The organism is Myxococcus hansupus (assembly GCF_000280925.3).
GTDB lineage: Bacteria > Myxococcota > Myxococcia > Myxococcales > Myxococcaceae > Myxococcus > Myxococcus hansupus.
Map to the genome: position 1 here is coordinate 6,361,209 of NZ_CP012109.1, position 16,102 is coordinate 6,377,310.

Here is a 16,102-nt window from a genome sequence, read left to right on the forward strand (position 1 = left end):
TCATCACTGGCCCCCGACCTGTGAGGGCGCGAAAGGAGCGCTCTGGGTCTGCACCCGCAGGGAGAGCTGCCCGGTGCTGGCCAGGTACGGGTCCACCGTGATGGCATGGAGGCCTGTCGTCGTCGGGGTGAAGTCGACCGTGTAGCCCGAGGAAGAGCCGAGCGTCCGGGTGGCGAGCTGGGTGCCATCGGGCCTGAGGACGCGCACCAACGTGTTGCTGGCGAAGGTGTTGCCCGCGAGCACCAACGTCAGGTTGGAGCCGACGCTCGCATCGAAGGTGTAGAAGCCATCCTGGCCCACGCGCGTGGTGCTGAAGGTGAGCGCGGAGCCGTCCACCGTGAGGACTCCGCCCAGCGACGTGGACAGCAGCAGGCCCACCTCCGCCGTCGCCAAGCCCGAGGGGTTTACCGTCACGAAGTACGTGCCCGTCACGGGTAGTGCCGGCAGGTCGCACTCGCCCGGCGCCGTGAAGTTGCCGCAGTTGACCAGCGAAGTGCCGTCCGGCTTGAGAATGGAGATGGCGACGTTGCCTGACGGGGAAATGGCGACGCTCGTCACGCCCAGGCCCAACCGGTCTCCGGCCGTGCCGCTGAAGGCGTAGCGGCCCTTCTGTCCCGCCCCAGCGACACCGTCGTCGCCGCGCTGTCCGGGACGCCCGCACTGCCGTTGACCTCCTCCACCAGTTGGAGCGTCATCTGCCCGGTGCTGGTCAGGTACGGGTCCACCGTGATGGCGTGGAGGCCCGTCGTCGTCGGGGTGAAGTCGACCGTGTAGCCCGAGGAGGAGCCGAGGGTTTGGGTGGTGAGCTGGGTGCCATCGGGCCTGAGGACGCGCACCAACGTGTTGCTGGCGAAGGTGTTGCCCGCGAGCACCAACGTCAGGTTGGAGCCGACGCTCGCATCGAAGGTGTAGAAGCCATCCTGGCCCACGCGCGTGGTGCTGAAGGTGAGCGCGGAGCCGTCCACCGTGAGGACTCCGCCCAGCGACGTGGACAGCAGCAGGCCCACCTCCGCCGTCGCCAGGCCCGAGGGGTTCACCGTCACGAAGTACGTGCCCGTCACGGGTAGTGCCGGCAGGTCGCACTCGCCCGGCGCCGTGAAGTTGCCGCAGTTGACCAGCGAAGTGCCGTCCGGCTTGAGAATGGAGATGGCGACGTTGCCTGACGGGGAAATGGCGACGCTCGTCACGCCCAGGCCCAACCGGTCTCCGGCCGTGCCGCTGAAGGCGTAGCGGCCCTTCTGTCCCGCCCCCAGCGACACCGTCGTCGCCGCGCTGTCCGGGACGCCCGCACTGCCGTTGACCTCCTCCACCAGTTGGAGCGTCATCTGCCCGGTGCTGGTCAGGTACGGGTCCACCGTGATGGCGTGGAGGCCCGTCGTCGTCGGGGTGAAGTCGACCGTGTAGCCCGAGGAGGAGCCGAGGGTTTGGGTGGTGAGCTGGGTGCCATCGGGCCTGAGGACGCGCACCAACGTGTTGCTGGCGAAGGTGTTGCCCGCGAGCACCAACGTCAGGTTGGAGCCGACGCTCGCATCGAAGGTGTAGAAGCCATCCTGGCCCACGCGCGTGGTGCTGAAGGTGAGCGCGGAGCCGTCCACCGTGAGGACTCCGCCCAGCGACGTGGACAGCAGCAGGCCCACCTCCGCCGTCGCCAGGCCCGAGGGGTTCACCGTCACGAAGTACGTGCCCGTCACGGGTAGTGCCGGCAGGTCGCACTCGCCCGGCGCCGTGAAGTTGCCGCAGTTGACCAGCGAAGTGCCGTCCGGCTTGAGGATGGAGATGACGACGTTGCCTGACGGGGAGGTGGCGACGCTCGTCACGCCCAGGCCCAGCCGCTCCCCGGCTGTGCCGGCGAAGTCATAGAAGCCGTTCTGTCCCGCTTGGCCGACGAAGGTCGTCTCCGCCCCGTCCTTCTCAAGCACCTCCCGCGCGGCACGCACCAGGGCCAGTGAAACGCTGAACCCGGTCGTCGTGCCGGTGGCCTGCACCACCGCAGTGTAGACGGCGTCCCGGCTCGCAACGGGGAGGTCGTGGACACCTCCCGCTGCCGACAGGGGGAAGCTGCCAATCTGCGCACCCATCTGGTCATGGACCTGCAGCGATGCCGAACTCGCGCCGCCCAGCACCATCGACGACGATACGACGCTCACCTGCTCGCCTCGCGACACCGGGAAGCTCAGCACCGCCCGGTGCGAGGCATCCGCCAGCGAGACCGCGCTGGGAGGCCCGCCCACCTCGGCATAGAGCAGGGTGTCCGCGGCGCCGGGCACGAGGCTTGAAGGGAGCACCAGAAAGTCCGAACCGCTGGTCACCCGTCCCGAGGGTGTGGCGACCTTCACCCGCCCCGTCTCGCCCAGGTTCGAGACCTTCACCTCCAACTGCGAGGGGCTGGCGGAGACCACGAAGGCCTGGATGTCGCCGAAGAAGACGCGGTTCAAAAGACGGTCGGGGTGGAAGTTGCTCCCCATGAGCGTCACCGTCGTGCCCACTGGCCCGCCCACCGGCGAGAAGCCGGTGAGAACCGGGCCGGGCACGGCGGCGGTGACGACGTAGTCCTCGGCGCTGGCGACCGTCGTGCTCCCCACCGTGACGCTGACCGGCCCCGTGGTGGCACCCGCCGGGGTGGTGACCACCAACCGCTGCGTGCTCGCCGCAGTCACCACGGCATCCACGCCGTTGAAGCGCACCGTATTGCCCGCGGGCGTCGGGTTGAACCCCGAGCCCGTCAAGGTCAACTCCGCGCCGGGTGGCCCGGAGTTGGGCGTGAAGTCGAAGATGCCTATGTCCGTAGCCGTTAAGCGCTTTATTTCGAGAATGTTTCCACCTTCGTCATAGACGTACTGGGCACTAGCACCCGTCCCGTCGTAGACGCCCACCAACCGCCGAGCTCCGTCATACGCGTATTGAATGGGTGGGCCTGCATCAGCGCTTCCAGTGGCACGGGCCACAGTACCCATCGGCGCTTGTTCCAGAGCAGAGCCCTCACCGCCACATGCGACGAGGAGAAGAACACATGCCAAGACGTACATGCCAAGGCATTGTCCTATCGAAGGTATCTTCACCGGGAACTCCTATTCAGAAACGTTGAAGGCGCTGAAGCCGCCGCGGCAGGCACCGTGGCAAACGTTGAGCTCGTCATTGAATGAAGGAAGGCGACCAAGTCTTCTCTCTCGGAAGGGGTCAAGTCGCCCACCCGCAGCCCGCCTTCCGTGCGGTAGTAGAGTTCTCTCTCCACGGCCTCAGCCAGCGTGGGAATGCTACCGTCGTGCATGTACGGTGCAGTCAACGCCACGTTACGCAGTGAGGGCGTACGAAAACGGCCGATATCATCCGGCCGGAGCGTCACGATGAAACGTCCCAGGGCTGCCACCTCGCTGCGTGTGGAAACTGCGGCCCGCCGCGCCTCCGGTGACATGCGGGCTGTAGACCGGGCTATAGCCGCAAGCTGAGAGAGCGAGGCCGGCGTAGCCACTTCACCGGGATGGAAGTCCCCATCCGAATGAGCCTCCTCCACAAAAGGATGGCAACGGCTGCATGCCGCACGGCCAGAGAAAAGGGCAAGGCCGCGCCGCTCGGAAGCACTGAGTGCGTCGGCTTGCCCTGCCAAGTGACGCTCCAATCGAGAAGGGCCTCCGACGAGGCTGCGAACATATGCCGCTAGGGCACGGGCTACCGTCGCTGGCGTTATGCCCTCGCCCGGGAATGCGCGTGCAAAACCGGGCGAATGACGTGCGCGCACGATGGGTAGAACCTGCTCCATGTCAGAAAAGCCGTGCTCCACCGGCGTGGTGAGAGGGTCCAGGACGAGTTCCTCAAGGGTGGCGCGCCGCCCGTCCCAGAAAAGCGCCCCCTGCTTCTCCAGTCCTAAAAGACTCGGAACGTTGCGCGTACCCACCCGCCCAAACACCCCTCTCGGGATGGCTTCGCCACTAGAAAAAGCAACTTCGGGTCGATGGCAGGTGACACACGCCACTTTCCCGTCAGCACTCAGGGCCTTGTCGAAAAAGAGAGCCCTGCCCAGTTCCACGCTGGCACGTGCACCGGCACTTAAAACTGGCTCACTAGCCACCCCCGCCGTCGGCAATACAAATAAAATCCACGCCAACCGGCACGTGCATGCCAACCACTTCAAACAAGAAAAAGAATGTGCACGGACCCAGAAACTCAGCAACAGTCCCATTTCCCCTACACCCCAAGCCAATGGCGCGCGCCTCTCCATCTTTGAGCACTCAAACAAACGCTTCCCCTCCACTCTGGGACTGCCTACGAAGGGCGCCACCAACAAACCATCTCCAAGTGGTCCTCAAACGTCCATACACCAGGGCTCTGACAGGAGGTGCCAAGGAGTCCACCCTAGAGTCTCGACAACCCAAAAAGAGGGAGCCGGAGCATCTAGACTGTGGCGGGCTAACTGTGTCCCAGGCGCAAGAATGGAGCGCAACGACGTGACGAACGAAGCCCCATAGATTTTCCCTACATGCAAACGGGCCCTGCGGCGATTAGTGGTCCATTTGAGGCGGCGCTTCTGTGGATGAGTCTTTCAACACCGCCGCCTTGCACTCCTTCGTACCGTAGCCATGTACGACTCATTCGCGCTCCTCTGGGGATGCGTCAAAGCCAGCACCTCCAGGGGTTGCTCCTGTCTAAAGCCAAATAAAAGTCCCTCACTTCCGAAAGGGATGTGTCACACCAGCTTCATTCCTTCATCACGATTTCATCACGAGTGAGCTACTCAAACGCACCGACCTGACCAGGGCCAGCGTCTAATCCCGCATCAGGACGCTGCTCGTCATCGGCAACTCGCAGAGGATGAGCCTACCCAGCGCTTGCCGATACAGCCCGTCTGAACCGCGAAGCTGTCGATGACCACCCCCATCCCGAACTCCTGACGGGAGTGCGGCATGAGTGCCATCACCCACGCCAATTTTATCAATAGGTTGCGCGCCAGAAGCCGTCCTCAAGCTGGACGCCCATCCGACTTCCTAGACGCGCGCGGTAGTCGCCGTTCCGCCTGAGGCGGGAATGCGGAGGGGGCGGAACTACCAAAGAGGCTACGCTGCCTCGAGGTTCGCCCCCGTCAACTCCGTCCACTCCCCCTCGGAGCAGTATTTACTCGATGGGGACATGCACCAAGCGGAGCTGGGCGCCCTCTCCCGCCGTCGCGGCTTCCTCGCCCCTCGGTCTCGCAAGTATGCGGTTCCGGCCCAAGCAAGAGCACGCAACCAACTCCTGCACCTGCTCAATGCGCTGAGGTCCGAATGGAGAAACGCCGCCAGTCCCTCTCAGGCACTTTGCCCTAGACAAGAGGCCAATCATGTGCAGCCAAGCCATCTTGCGGTGGGCGGCCGCCCCTACCACGCGGGTCTGACATGAACGAAATGACAGTGAATCCAGCAGGTTGACGCGTATTTCCGCCCTGGTTACCTAAGAGGGGAACCCATCTGTCCGCGCCAATCGGGCCGGAAAAGGAAGCCAGCAATGACGAAGAAGAATGTCCATACCGTCCCGTCCAAGGGTGGCTCGGGGTGGGACAATAAGGTCGGTGGTGAAGTAGTTAGCCACCACCAAAAGAAGGAGACTGCCGTCGAGAAGGGCCGGTCCATTGCACGGGCGAATGAGGCTGAACACGTCATTCACGACAAGGGGGGCAAGATTCAGCAGAGCAACAGCTATGGGAATGACCCCAACCCACCGAAGGACCAGCGGTAGCTGAGAGCCTTGCTCCACAGCCCCTTGCGCTGCTCGCGCTCGTTACCGCGAGCAGCGGCGCTCCAAAGCTCGGCTAATGCGTCTATTCGAAGGCGCCAGCCGACTCTGCAGAAGGGGCACGCCGCTTTCGCTTCTGCGTTTCCTTCTTAGCGGGCTCGACGGCAGCAGGCACAGGGGGAGGAGCATCCACCGCCGGCACACCAGGGCTTGGCACAAACTGCGCCTCGGGCCGAACAAGGCCGTCCCATCGCGCAGCTCCCTTCCACCCCACAACGAAGGCAAGACCGAGCGCGAGGACTCCAACGAGTCCCCAGTAGGTCTTCCAGGCCACCCGCTTCGCAGTCCCAAGCCATCTGGACGTCCGCCGCACCTCGTCATCGGACACCGCTGCCGAGGGCACCTGCGCGGGCAGCGCCCGCACGCGTAGAGCCTCTGCAGGGCCTGGATTGCGGGAGGCCCCACCAGAAGGCAACACGACTACGGGACGCGGGGCAGTGGGAACCTGGGCCGTGGCAGGCAGCGGCGTGACAATACGAACCGGCGTGGACTGCTCCGACAGCGGCTGGACTCGCCGGAAGAGTCGAGCGACGAGGTGCGCCGCAACGGAGGGAGTCCGTGCCCGATAGGCAGCGAAGCGCTGTGCCTCCACCCTCGTCCTAGCGTGCCCCACGGCCACAATACACGGCTTCGTCAGCTGGCAAAGGGCTCGAGCGACCACCGGCGAGTTGAAGGGCTGCAAGTCAATCCGCGAGCCCCCTCCGCGGGCTAGGACGACCACTTCCGCACCGCCATCCTGCGCCCGGCGGAGACCATCCGCGATGGACTCCTCGTCGTAGAGCCCTACCGGAATGAGCTCCACCTGAACGCGGATGCCGATGGTGTCTTCGAGCTGACCGCTGAAGTCCGCCACCGCTTCGCTCCCCTCGGACGTGACGAGCGCCACGCGAGTGAAGGGCCTGGTGACCTTCGGCGGCGGGGACAGGCGTCCCGCTGCGATAGCGTCGAGCTCGGCCTGATGTCGGGCATGCCGACTTGAGGGGCCGCGGTCCGTCCAACTCTTCGCCATGAAGCGCACGTCGATGCCGCCGCGCTCCTCATCCACGAAGGCCCTTGCACTGCCCTCGAACTCCACCATGTGCGCCAACCCAGGGAGCCAAGTGCAATCGCCCGGGAGCACCACCCAGACGCGCTTGTCGAAGCCATAGGTGTCGGCCAGGCACACTCTACGCCCGCGGACCTCGACAACCTCCCCCACCAGAATCATCTCCCGCGACGGCAAGGCCTTCCGCGCGAGAGGCTGGACATCATCGGAGATGAGCTTGATGACCGACCGGATGGAGAAGTGTTGCGCCTTCTGCTTTCGAAGTCCCCGCTGCATGCGCCCTCCCTCACATCGGGCACCATACCCGACTTGTGGGTGGGGGTATGCCAGATAGGACTGACCTGCCGTGGCATGCGGGGTCAACAGAGACTCAGTCAAAATCCGAGTTCGTCCTAGCATTGACGAACCAAAGCCCTATTTAATCGGATTAGCCATATTGATTCCCTAATGCCATCAACAGGCCGTTGAGTATCGCCAGGGCGAGAGCCCGGCAGAGGCCGCGAGTTCATTAGCATGAAGAAAAACCTCGGATTCAGTTCATACATTTCCGCCCAAAGCGCCACAGGAGTTCCTGTTCACGCCCACAAACTTCGAGAGTTCATAGCGCGCTTTTCGTGGGAAGAAACGTTCATGAAACTAGCCATGCTAGCTGGCGCTCTCGCCAACTATCGCACCAATGGCGGAGAATACTACTCGCAACACGTCTACAACGAACTAACCAAGCTGCGCTTCTCGTTTCGCAAAATCGACTGGCTCATCGGAGACCATGTCCTCAGAAACAAAGAGAATCCAGTCGCACACGAGCAGGCAATTTACTTCCTTCAATCCCTGGCAATTCTATACGGGAAAACCATCGGCCCCACCCCATCCGACCTAGAGGTCGGCCAACTCTTGCTCGCGGCCAATGATCATCTGACCTCATGGAAAGAAGAAGACGCGCCACCGCTATCTCGCTCTGATCGGCTCACGGCGGAATTCTGTCACCTCGCGCGCTTCAACACGCACCACGACCCACTCAGAGGCATCGTCCGAACGGCCCTGATTTTTGAACACCCCCCTAAACAGGGGCTTCTCTCAGACCCTGCCAAATGGACGGACCTACAAGAACGCGCCTTTGGCACGTCCTTCACTGAATGGCTCGAAATATTCCTACTCCCGCTCTTCTATTTCTCGCAGACCTGGGGAACCCATAAAGATGGGAAATGGATAGCGCCAATTATCACGCCCCAAACATGGTATGCCAAGACGGCGCTTCAGCCCACATGGACAGACCACCACTTCAGCTCCCTCACGACGACTCGGGTCGAAGCTCGTTCGCACATTGAGGCGTCACTTCGTAGCGATGGGCTCCCACATGCCCCAACTTTCTTCATCAGAACGCCGTTCATAAAGCTCAACTCTGGCAACCTAGTAGCTGCATCTCCCTGGGCGATACGCGAGCAGCTTCGTGGTGGAATTTGGATGCGGCACAGGGAAGCAACGCGCTCCTTTTCAGACGACATCAGGACGTGGACAAGCGCTTTTGGACAAACATTCGAAGCCGCATGCCGAAACATCGCCCTTGAGACCATTGGGCAATCAAACCCGACGACCAAGCTCATACTATCAACTGCCATCGGCTCAAGCGACGAGCTTGAAGACATCGTCACCATCGAATCCGACGGAATCGTTCTGTTTTCCGTCAAGTCACGCCTGGTGCTGGAATCGGTAGCTCGCCAAGCAGTGTCGCGCCGAAATCTACTTAACTGGTATGAGGAGTTCCTATTTGGTCCCGGCAACAAGAAAAAGAAACATCAACCTGGGGCACTTCGCCTCCTCGACGCAAGAATTCACGCAATCAGATCCGGGCAGACGGAAATTAGAGAGACCCTCGCCCCGATCTTCCCCGTCCTGGTCACCTTTGACGACCTATGCGAGAACGGCGCCCTCGACAGGTGGATCGCAAAAAAATACTCTGAACACGACATGCCACGCCCTCCCAACACTCACCCTCCAGTCCTCCTGACAATCAATGACTTCGAGGCACTGATGTCGCTATCATCAAGCGGCCATTTAATCACATCGATCCTGAGTCGAAAACATAGCGAAGAATGGCGCGACGCTACTATGAGCGCCCTCCTGCTGAGCTACAGCCCTAACGGAAGTCTATTGTGTGCAAAGTCCTTCCTGAAGCGATTCAGCGAGATTGACGAGCGAGCATTTTCTCGGTTCTTTCCAGACGCCGCGCATTCGCGGTAGCAGTCTCTGTGCCCACCCTAAGCTGGACGCTGCGCCGCGAGCGCGTCAGCCACATCGCGCCGTTGGCCGCGCGTGCGGCTGGGGCAGAGGTACTGCCGAAGCGCTCTTCCAGGGACTGGAGCACGGGCCCCGTCGTGCGCGGCACCGCGTCGTCCGCCCGAGGACGGCAGCATGGAGGGCCCCAGCCTCGTCCGTCACCTCGACGCAGGCATCCCGGGCACGCCAAGCCCTCGCGCCACTTCGCACGCGGCACAGCCCCCGCGCCGTCACCCGCACCGTGGCCGTGCCGCTACCCTGGCGGTTGAGGACCACCGTCCCACGCAGCTACCGCACTCGCCACTTAGCGCCCGCAGGCTGGAGCTCGGCGACACCGCCCCGCCGCCTCATGACCGGATACCTCTACCCTCAGCTCCAACCGGCCGTCGTCCTCCTGCGCAACCTCCTGCGCTAGCCGCATTCGAATGGGGCCCTCCGTTCGCGGTAGGCGTTGGGAGCGCGGCCGGAGGCAATACCCCAAGGGAGAAGGCTTCAGCGGTGAACGCGCCTGCTCTTCGAGTAGGTTCGCGACCCGCAGTCCCCGGGCCCGAGGCGGAAGTCCTCAACCATTCACGTTCTGGCTGGCCACCGGGGTATGCTTGCGCACTGCTCAGCAAGCTAAGTGCTCCAGCCCCCCGGGGAACACCCGGACCTCTACTTGACGTTTCCGCCCCACTATGGACTCAACGCCCCTCGAGAAGCCTGACGTGATTCAGACGGCCGCTGACCTGCTCAATGAGCTCTTCAAGAAGGAACAGGAGATGCTCGCTAGCCACCAGATCTCGCATGCACCGACGATTGGAGAAATGTACGAGGGGCTCACACAGAAAGGACTCAAGCAAAGCCTTCCCACTTTCTTGAAAGTGGTTTCCGGGTTCGCCCGAGATGCGGCCGGGGACCTCAGCGGACAGCTTGACTGCATGGTGGTTGTGGGCGAGGGCGAGCAGGTACCTAACACTCATCGTTGGATTTATCCCATCGAACAAGTCGTCGCAGTGGTTGAGGTGAAAAAGAACTTCACGCGCACGGACCTGATCGAGGGGGGCGAGGCACTGGGGAAGCTCGCATGGGCCATGCCCGCCAAAACTGGAGTGCGACGAATTACAGTGGAGCGTGCGTTTGAGACGATCTCAGGATATGCATTCCCGGACAACAAGAACAGCATCCCTTCCGACTTGAGAACAATCTACCATTTCCTCGTCGGGGAAGCTGTCAGTCCAGTGCGGATTCTCCTGGGATTCCACGGGTACAAGACAGAGAACGGCCTCCGCAAGGCTCTGGCAGAAGTCATGGCTACGACGGTGATCACGGCGGTTGAGGCGGGTAGCCGCAGAACGCGAACCAAGCCGCTGCGTCCTGTGGCCGCACGGTTGCGAGTGCCTCTCGCATCGCTTCACGGAGGGCCACGTGTGTACGGGCGCCGATGGCCCGCATGCGCGTCTTTACCTTCAACCAGCACGACTCGATGGGGTTGAGCTCAGGGCTGTAGGGAGGCAGGAAGAGAAGACTCGCCTTGCGGCTGCGAATGAGCTGCTCGACCACTGGCCGGTGATGGACGCTGAGGTTGTCCATGACCACCACGTCGTGCGGCTTGAGGATGGGCAGAAGCCCCTCACGGACATATGTTTCGAAGCGGTCGCTGTTGGTAGCGCCTTCAAAAGTCAGTACCGGCCCCACTCCTCGAAGCGTCAGGTCCCCTATCATCGTGACGAGTTGGCGACGACCCAGGGGCACGTAGCCGCGAGCGCGCTGCCCTCGTCGAGCACGCCCATACCGTCGTGTCATTGTGAGGGTCGCGGCAGTCTCGTCGATGAAGTGGAGGTGCGCAGGCTTCAGTTGGGCGGCCGTAGCCAAATACCGCCTGCGGGCTCGGCGATTCTTCGCCAGCCGCCGCTCGGAGGCGAGAAGCGACTTTTTTTGCGCGTATATCCCAATCGGCGGAAGGCACGTCCCATGGTGGCGCGGCTTACGCACACGCCCGTTTGCTTGACGTATGCATCCGCGATTTCCTGGGTCGTACTATCGGGCGCGGAATCCAGCAGCCGTTTCACCCGGCCCAGTTGCGAATCCGGGATGCGGAAGTAGGGACGAGGGCCTGGGCGCTTTGGCTCAAGCGAGCCGGTACGCTTCCAGCGGCCAATGAGGCGATCAACCGTCGCGACCCCTACTCGAAACCTCCTGGCGAGTTCTCCCCAGGACTCCGCTCGCGTCAGGTACGCGTCGAGTATCCGCTGCCTCAAGTCCATTGAAAGTGGTGCGCCCATGTCCTCAATCTATGGGCTCTGGCGCGCTCGCCCTTGCTCGTCACCCCTCGGACTGGCCCACCAAGGGCCACTTCCTGCGCTTCCCTCAATCAACGTCCGTGATCACCGTCGTAATGCATTGAGCACGAAGAAGGGAGGATACTCTCCAAGGGAGTTGCCCTCGCTGATTGTGGGTCAGGACACGGTCGCAATGAAGGGGAACGCTCTTCCTTGGGGCGTTCCGATGACAGACGGTTGGTGGCACTTGTTGTTCACTTCCGGGAAGATCGGGCGAGGGCGGGCCATCCTCGAAGTGATTTGGAGCCGCCTGAACCACCTTGGGATGGTTGGCCCTGACGTATTCGGTGATGATCGCAAGGTCGATGCATGGAACCTGCTGCTGAGCGCCAAGTTCCACGCCAACCCAAATGGGTGGGAGTACACCCTTCTCCCAGCCAAGCCGCCTAGGGCTGTCAGGTCCGTCAACGCTGTCAAAGTCAGTGCTTCTTGGGAGCCGGCTCGTCTCACAACCGAAGAGGCGGTCCTCGTGACGTGGCTGTGCAAGAATGACGAACTTGACCTCGATAAGCCTCCGAGTGATGCGCCTCCCCGTAAGCAGCTTGAGGCCCTTCTTCATCGTCTTGCGAGCACGGGCCTTGTTGGGCCTGTTGCCGGAGCGCCCAGCCGTTACCGCTTACTTACGACAGAATGCGGTGTTGTCTGCATGCCCGACGGCACCTCTGTTGCCGGAGATAACAGTTCGGGTCGCTTGACCCGCTGGGTTCTGGAGCAACAGGCGAACCGAAAGAAGGGGGCTCTACCATAGGGCATATGAAGCGTTCTGGCGAGCCGGAGAAACGGTGGGCGCGAGAATCGATTCTCCACAATCGAGAGAGGCTCCGAGGCGACTCGGAGCACTTCGCTGCTGCGGACTACGGCTTCCACTTCGAAATCCGGAACCTCCTGAGCCTTTCGTGGAACGACTCTTGCGTCCGACAGGCCTCGCATGGCATCCGCGGCTGGAAGTTCCCGTTCCCCCAGTAGACGCCGAAGCAAGGGTCAACCGGTTTCGTTTTCCCGCATTTCAGGCACCGTTGCAGGACCTGCGTCCAGTCGGGAATGTCACGCATATTAGTGGCGCCTGTGGCTGGTGTGCACCGCCACCTGGCTCGCTCCCCAACCCGCCAGGGAGAGGGCCTCGGCGAGGGGGCGCTCCGTGTCTACTTCGCCGCCTGCAGGATTGCCTGGAGCGACACCGCGGCCTGCTCCGTCTCCGTCTTCATCTGTTCAAAGAGCTGGTGCTCCTCCGGAGTTACGTCACGGATGTCCTCGAGCTGGCTCCACATTTCCCTCATGAACCGTGTCATATTAGAGCGAACTCTCTGAGCGAGCGACTCGCCAATCTCACTGACATGATCATCCATGCTCGTTGCGAACTGGTTCCAGCTCCTTTCGAATGCTTGAGCCACGGCTTCTTCCAGCTCGGACGGGGTGTCGGCGCTGTCGGTGAACAAGCCAACGACCCACGAAACAGTCGTGCCAATCAGGGCCCCCAGCCCGACCAGATGCCCCATAAAAGCTGCAATGCCGAAAGATGCAATGCCGGCGACCCGAGCCAACTGGCGCCCTTGATGCTCGGGGACTGATAGCTCCATCTGCGTCTTCCAAGCAGAAAGCGTCTGCGAGAGGCTCTGCATCTGTTGAGTTTGGGCCGCCCTCCCCGCCTCCGAACGCAGAGCCAAGAGGCTCTTCCGCATGTGCGATTCGACCCGCGTCAGCTTACCTTCTAACTTCTCCTGAACCTGCTCTGCAACCTTGCGCCTACGGCTCATCATTGAGGCTTTCAGCGCGTCCACGCCCGCAGAAGGCCTGGGCAGCCCCTGTTCGACGGGCAAGGCTTCGACCCACTTGCGGACCTCGTCCCTAAGCTCCGTCCTCTCCGCATTGATGAGCCGCGCACCATGTGCGCGTACATACTGGATGGCCTCGTCGCCGTCCGCGACGATTTCCTTTCGCTGCTCCTCACAACGCTGGAGTGCTTCGCGGAGCTTAATGCGCTCCGGTTCCTTTGCCTGCCGGGATGCGATTAACATGGCAACTTCATCACTGGCGAGTTGCAGTCGCTCGAAGACCCGATAGAGGCGGCGCAGCCCAATGGCCTCCGTGTTCCAAAGGCTCTCCCAGAGCGAGTCATAGAATACATTGAATGCAGGCGGACTCGCTTTCCCCTGTTGCCGGGGAACAGTGACCGCATTGGCGCTCAGGAAGAACGGCGGATGCGTCAGCGTGTCCCAGACACCAAATCGTTCGAGAGCCGACTGCACCATCATTTTCGCTTCCCGGTTTTCCTCCGCATTTAGCTGATCTGCCTTGTTGCAGACGACGAATACGGCGCACTGCCGCTTCTGAGCGTCCAAAAGCAGCTCTTTCGTCTGCTTGTCCAAGGCGAAGCCGCCAGCCCGAACCGTAGAGACGTCCAGGACAAGCACGAGCGCATGCGCGGTCTGGAGAACCTCTGCCGTGGAAGACCAGATCCGACCATTTGGGTCATCGAACCCAGGGATGTCCACGTACATGACACCGAGGTCGAGAACCTCGTCTCTCAAATCCACACGGATGTCGATAACCTTCTTCTCGTTGTCCGGGTTGTGCTGTTGGTCCGCATAGGGGGCAACCATGTCCTGCGTTACCGGACCATCGCCCAGTCGCGGGCGCTCTCCCTCAATATTCACAGTGAGGGACTCCCTCTCTCCTGGTTTAATAATGATGGGAACCGCAGTGGTGATAGTTCGTCGCACCGGGCAGATGGCCCGCCCCACCAAGGCGTTGAGGAGCGTGCTCTTTCCCGCTCGCGATTTTCCCGTGATGACGACCCGGTAGGGCTCCTGATGAAGGACCTTAAGAAGGTCCTTTCCCTGTTCCGCCACATTGTACCAGCTGAGCTTCTGAGCAATCGTGCTCAGCCGTTCTACCGAGAGCCGCGCACGCCCATGCAGACGCGCGTAGTCGCCTGCCGAGAGCTGGGAGCGCATAGAGGGCGCGCCGACCTCCAACTCTGCGTTCCACGAGGGCTGAGTGTCAGCGGGTGCGGCCGGCGACGCCAAGCGCTTCCGTCCTCTCTTTCCTCTTGGCGTGAACGTCTCGGTCCAAGCACCGCGTTCATCCAGGTTGGCCCTGGAGTCAGGACCGAGCGCTCGGAAGTTACCTTCCTTGAGTGTTGCAGCCCGAGGCCAAATGCTCAGCGTGGCGTCAGATTTCTCTATATCGATCTGCCCCGCGACATAACCATGAATTCGCTGGATTCGGCTCTCCTCGCCAAACTCCTCCAGCCCGAAGAGGGATGGCCCCTGGATAGAGCGGCGAGGTGTGCCTCCCCCACGTCGTGTGCTTTGCGAAGCACCAAGGTGCATGTGTCCGAACAAATGAAGAGTGAAGTTGTCACTCGCCAGGATCTCCTGCTCAAACGATGAAACCGCATTGGGATGGAGCCAGTTCTGGGGATGATGAGTCAGCAGAATCGTCGCATCGTGTCGGGCCAACCAATCCGACGAGTCACCGCCGCAAGCGCCCTGGAATTGGCGAGCGTCGAGCGCTAGCTTTCCTTCGAAGTTCTCAGCCGTCAGTTGGAGGAACGCAGAGTTCAGGCCCACCACCCCCAAGCTCACGTCGCCCTTCTCCAGGGTGAACGAAAAGTCCCCTGGCAGCAGCCCGGACGTCAGGGGCTGTCCATGAAGCCGAGACGAACGCTGCCAGTCGCTGAACGGTTTGAAGGCGGTCGCGACCACTTGCCTGTACTCGCTGATTTCGTCCTTCCAGAACTCATCGGAAATATCCGAATCGTCCCACCAAGCCCCCAGCGCTTTGACCGCAGCCTTCCTGGGAGCGGGTCTCACCAAGTCGTGGTTACCTGGAACCGCGAGCAGGCGCGGACTCGATCCAAGCTCCTCAAGATGCGCCCACAACCGGTCAAGGGTCTCGTCTAACGCCTTAAACTCCTCGGCAGAGCCTCGCTGCGTGAGATCTCCGGTAAATAGGACGAGGTCCCATGGGCCCCCCACCTTCTCCTGAAGCCGAGCCAGGTCATCAAAGACCTCCGTCCTCATCCTCGGCCAGAGCCACTTCTGCCCCCCCATCCCCTGGTGGAAGTCGGTGAGGTGCAGCCAGCGAATCGCGGTCATTCGTCCCCCGGAGGTGTAGCCGGAGCGCTCTAGTACCAGACGTCTCGCTGCGTAGAAACTGGTGACTCGATGTCCCATCCTCGTCCTTCACCTCGACGAAGGCGTCCTGAGTACGCCGGGGACACTCGCGACACTTCGCGTGCGGTACAGCCTCGGCGCTGCCGCCATCACCGAAGCCGTGCCGCTGTCCTGTGAATTGAGATCCGCCGCCCCACACAGCCACCGCACGCACCACTCAGCGCCCGCTGGCGGGAGCGCGGCGAAGCCGTCCCGCCGCGTGTGGACGAATACCTCCACCGCCAGTTCCCGCCAGCCGTCGTCGTTCTGCTCCACGCCCCGCCGCATCCACATCCGCCTGGGTGGCCGACGCCGTCAGCAGTAGGCGTCGGGGTGCGGCCAGTTCGACACCGCCAGCGGAGGATTGTTGCGTCCATCCATCGTCCGCACTACGTTTGCTTTGGGCGGTCGCCTACCGCCTGACCCGCACTGGTCTCCCCCCACGGGACCTGAGAGCGAGGCAAAGGGGCCACCAGACCTCGGGCGGTTGTCGCGATTCCTAGCCAACAGGCTCAGGTGGGGGATGAGACCGCGTTGGCGTG

9 protein-coding genes and 1 pseudogene are annotated in these 16,102 nt (G+C 62.1%); 3 read left to right on the forward strand and 7 right to left on the reverse strand.

The window, feature by feature from the left end; all coding sequences use genetic code 11:
* Window positions 1-3 precede the first annotated feature (3 nt).
* Genes A176_RS24745 through A176_RS41260 form a run of 3 tightly spaced genes read right to left on the reverse strand, consistent with a single transcriptional unit; the run spans window position 4 to window position 4,216 of the window.
* Window positions 4-558: a hypothetical protein gene (locus tag A176_RS24745; RefSeq protein WP_144429600.1), complete on the reverse strand. Its 555-nt coding sequence runs from the start codon at window positions 556-558 to the stop codon at window positions 4-6.
* Window positions 555-3,026, reverse strand: coding sequence for an IPT/TIG domain-containing protein (locus A176_RS24750; RefSeq protein WP_082282816.1), 2,472 nt, complete (start codon window positions 3,024-3,026; stop codon window positions 555-557). The genes A176_RS24745 and A176_RS24750 overlap by 4 nt, the downstream gene beginning before the upstream one ends.
* 29 nt (window positions 3,027-3,055) lie before the next feature.
* Entirely contained in the window at window positions 3,056-4,216 is a 1,161-nt protein-coding gene (locus tag A176_RS41260; RefSeq protein WP_082282817.1) for a cytochrome-c peroxidase, read from the reverse strand.
* 1,259 nt (window positions 4,217-5,475) lie between these two features.
* Between A176_RS41260 and A176_RS38210 the strand changes: the two genes are divergently transcribed.
* Window positions 5,476-5,706, forward strand: a complete 231-nt coding sequence (locus A176_RS38210) for a DUF2188 domain-containing protein (RefSeq protein WP_021781640.1) — start codon at window positions 5,476-5,478, stop codon at window positions 5,704-5,706.
* 82 nt (window positions 5,707-5,788) lie between these two features.
* Here the strand turns inward: A176_RS38210 and A176_RS24755 are convergent, their stop codons facing one another.
* Window positions 5,789-7,084: an exodeoxyribonuclease VII large subunit gene (locus A176_RS24755; protein WP_049872375.1), complete on the reverse strand. Its 1,296-nt coding sequence runs from the start codon at window positions 7,082-7,084 to the stop codon at window positions 5,789-5,791.
* 237 nt (window positions 7,085-7,321) lie between these two features.
* Here A176_RS24755 and A176_RS38800 point away from each other — a divergent pair, with 237 nt between their 5' ends.
* Window positions 7,322-9,046 (forward strand): hypothetical protein, encoded by a 1,725-nt coding sequence (locus A176_RS38800; RefSeq protein ID WP_002634546.1) that lies wholly within the window; start codon window positions 7,322-7,324, stop codon window positions 9,044-9,046.
* Window positions 9,047-9,843: 797 nt separating this feature from the next.
* Complete coding sequence (locus A176_RS40625) at window positions 9,844-10,557, forward strand: DUF6602 domain-containing protein (protein ID WP_420811440.1); 714 nt, start codon at window positions 9,844-9,846, stop codon at window positions 10,555-10,557.
* On the opposite strand, the pseudogene A176_RS41265 reads toward A176_RS40625, so the two are convergent.
* The 3 genes and pseudogenes from A176_RS41265 to A176_RS24770 form a co-directional block, all read right to left on the reverse strand.
* Window positions 10,511-10,936: pseudogene (locus tag A176_RS41265) on the reverse strand (IS630 family transposase); the annotation flags it as partial. The gene A176_RS40625 and the pseudogene A176_RS41265 sit on opposite strands and share 47 nt — an antisense overlap.
* Window positions 10,915-11,346, reverse strand: coding sequence for a helix-turn-helix domain-containing protein (locus A176_RS41270; protein WP_082282820.1), 432 nt, complete (start codon window positions 11,344-11,346; stop codon window positions 10,915-10,917). The gene A176_RS41270 and the pseudogene A176_RS41265, both read right to left, overlap by 22 nt.
* A 1,199-nt stretch (window positions 11,347-12,545) precedes the next feature.
* Window positions 12,546-15,503, reverse strand: coding sequence for a dynamin family protein (locus A176_RS24770; protein WP_044891134.1), 2,958 nt, complete (start codon window positions 15,501-15,503; stop codon window positions 12,546-12,548).
* Window positions 15,504-16,102: the final 599 nt, after the last annotated feature.

Bases quoted from the DNA above. Each gene is read 5' to 3' on its own strand.
- A176_RS24750 (WP_082282816.1), bottom strand. From the start codon at position 3,026: ATGTACGTCTTGGCATGTGTTCTTCTCCTCGTCGCATGTGGCGGTGAG.
- A176_RS41260 (WP_082282817.1), bottom strand. From the start codon at position 4,216: ATGGAGAGGCGCGCGCCATTGGCTTGGGGTGTAGGGGAAATGGGACTG.
- A176_RS38210 (WP_021781640.1), top strand. From the start codon at position 5,476: ATGACGAAGAAGAATGTCCATACCGTCCCGTCCAAGGGTGGCTCGGGG.
- A176_RS24755 (WP_049872375.1), bottom strand. From the start codon at position 7,084: ATGCAGCGGGGACTTCGAAAGCAGAAGGCGCAACACTTCTCCATCCGG.
- A176_RS38800 (WP_002634546.1), top strand. From the start codon at position 7,322: ATGAAGAAAAACCTCGGATTCAGTTCATACATTTCCGCCCAAAGCGCC.
- A176_RS40625 (WP_420811440.1), top strand. From the start codon at position 9,844: ATGCTCGCTAGCCACCAGATCTCGCATGCACCGACGATTGGAGAAATG.
- A176_RS41270 (WP_082282820.1), bottom strand. From the start codon at position 11,346: ATGGGCGCACCACTTTCAATGGACTTGAGGCAGCGGATACTCGACGCG.
- A176_RS24770 (WP_044891134.1), bottom strand. From the start codon at position 15,503: ATGACCGCGATTCGCTGGCTGCACCTCACCGACTTCCACCAGGGGATG.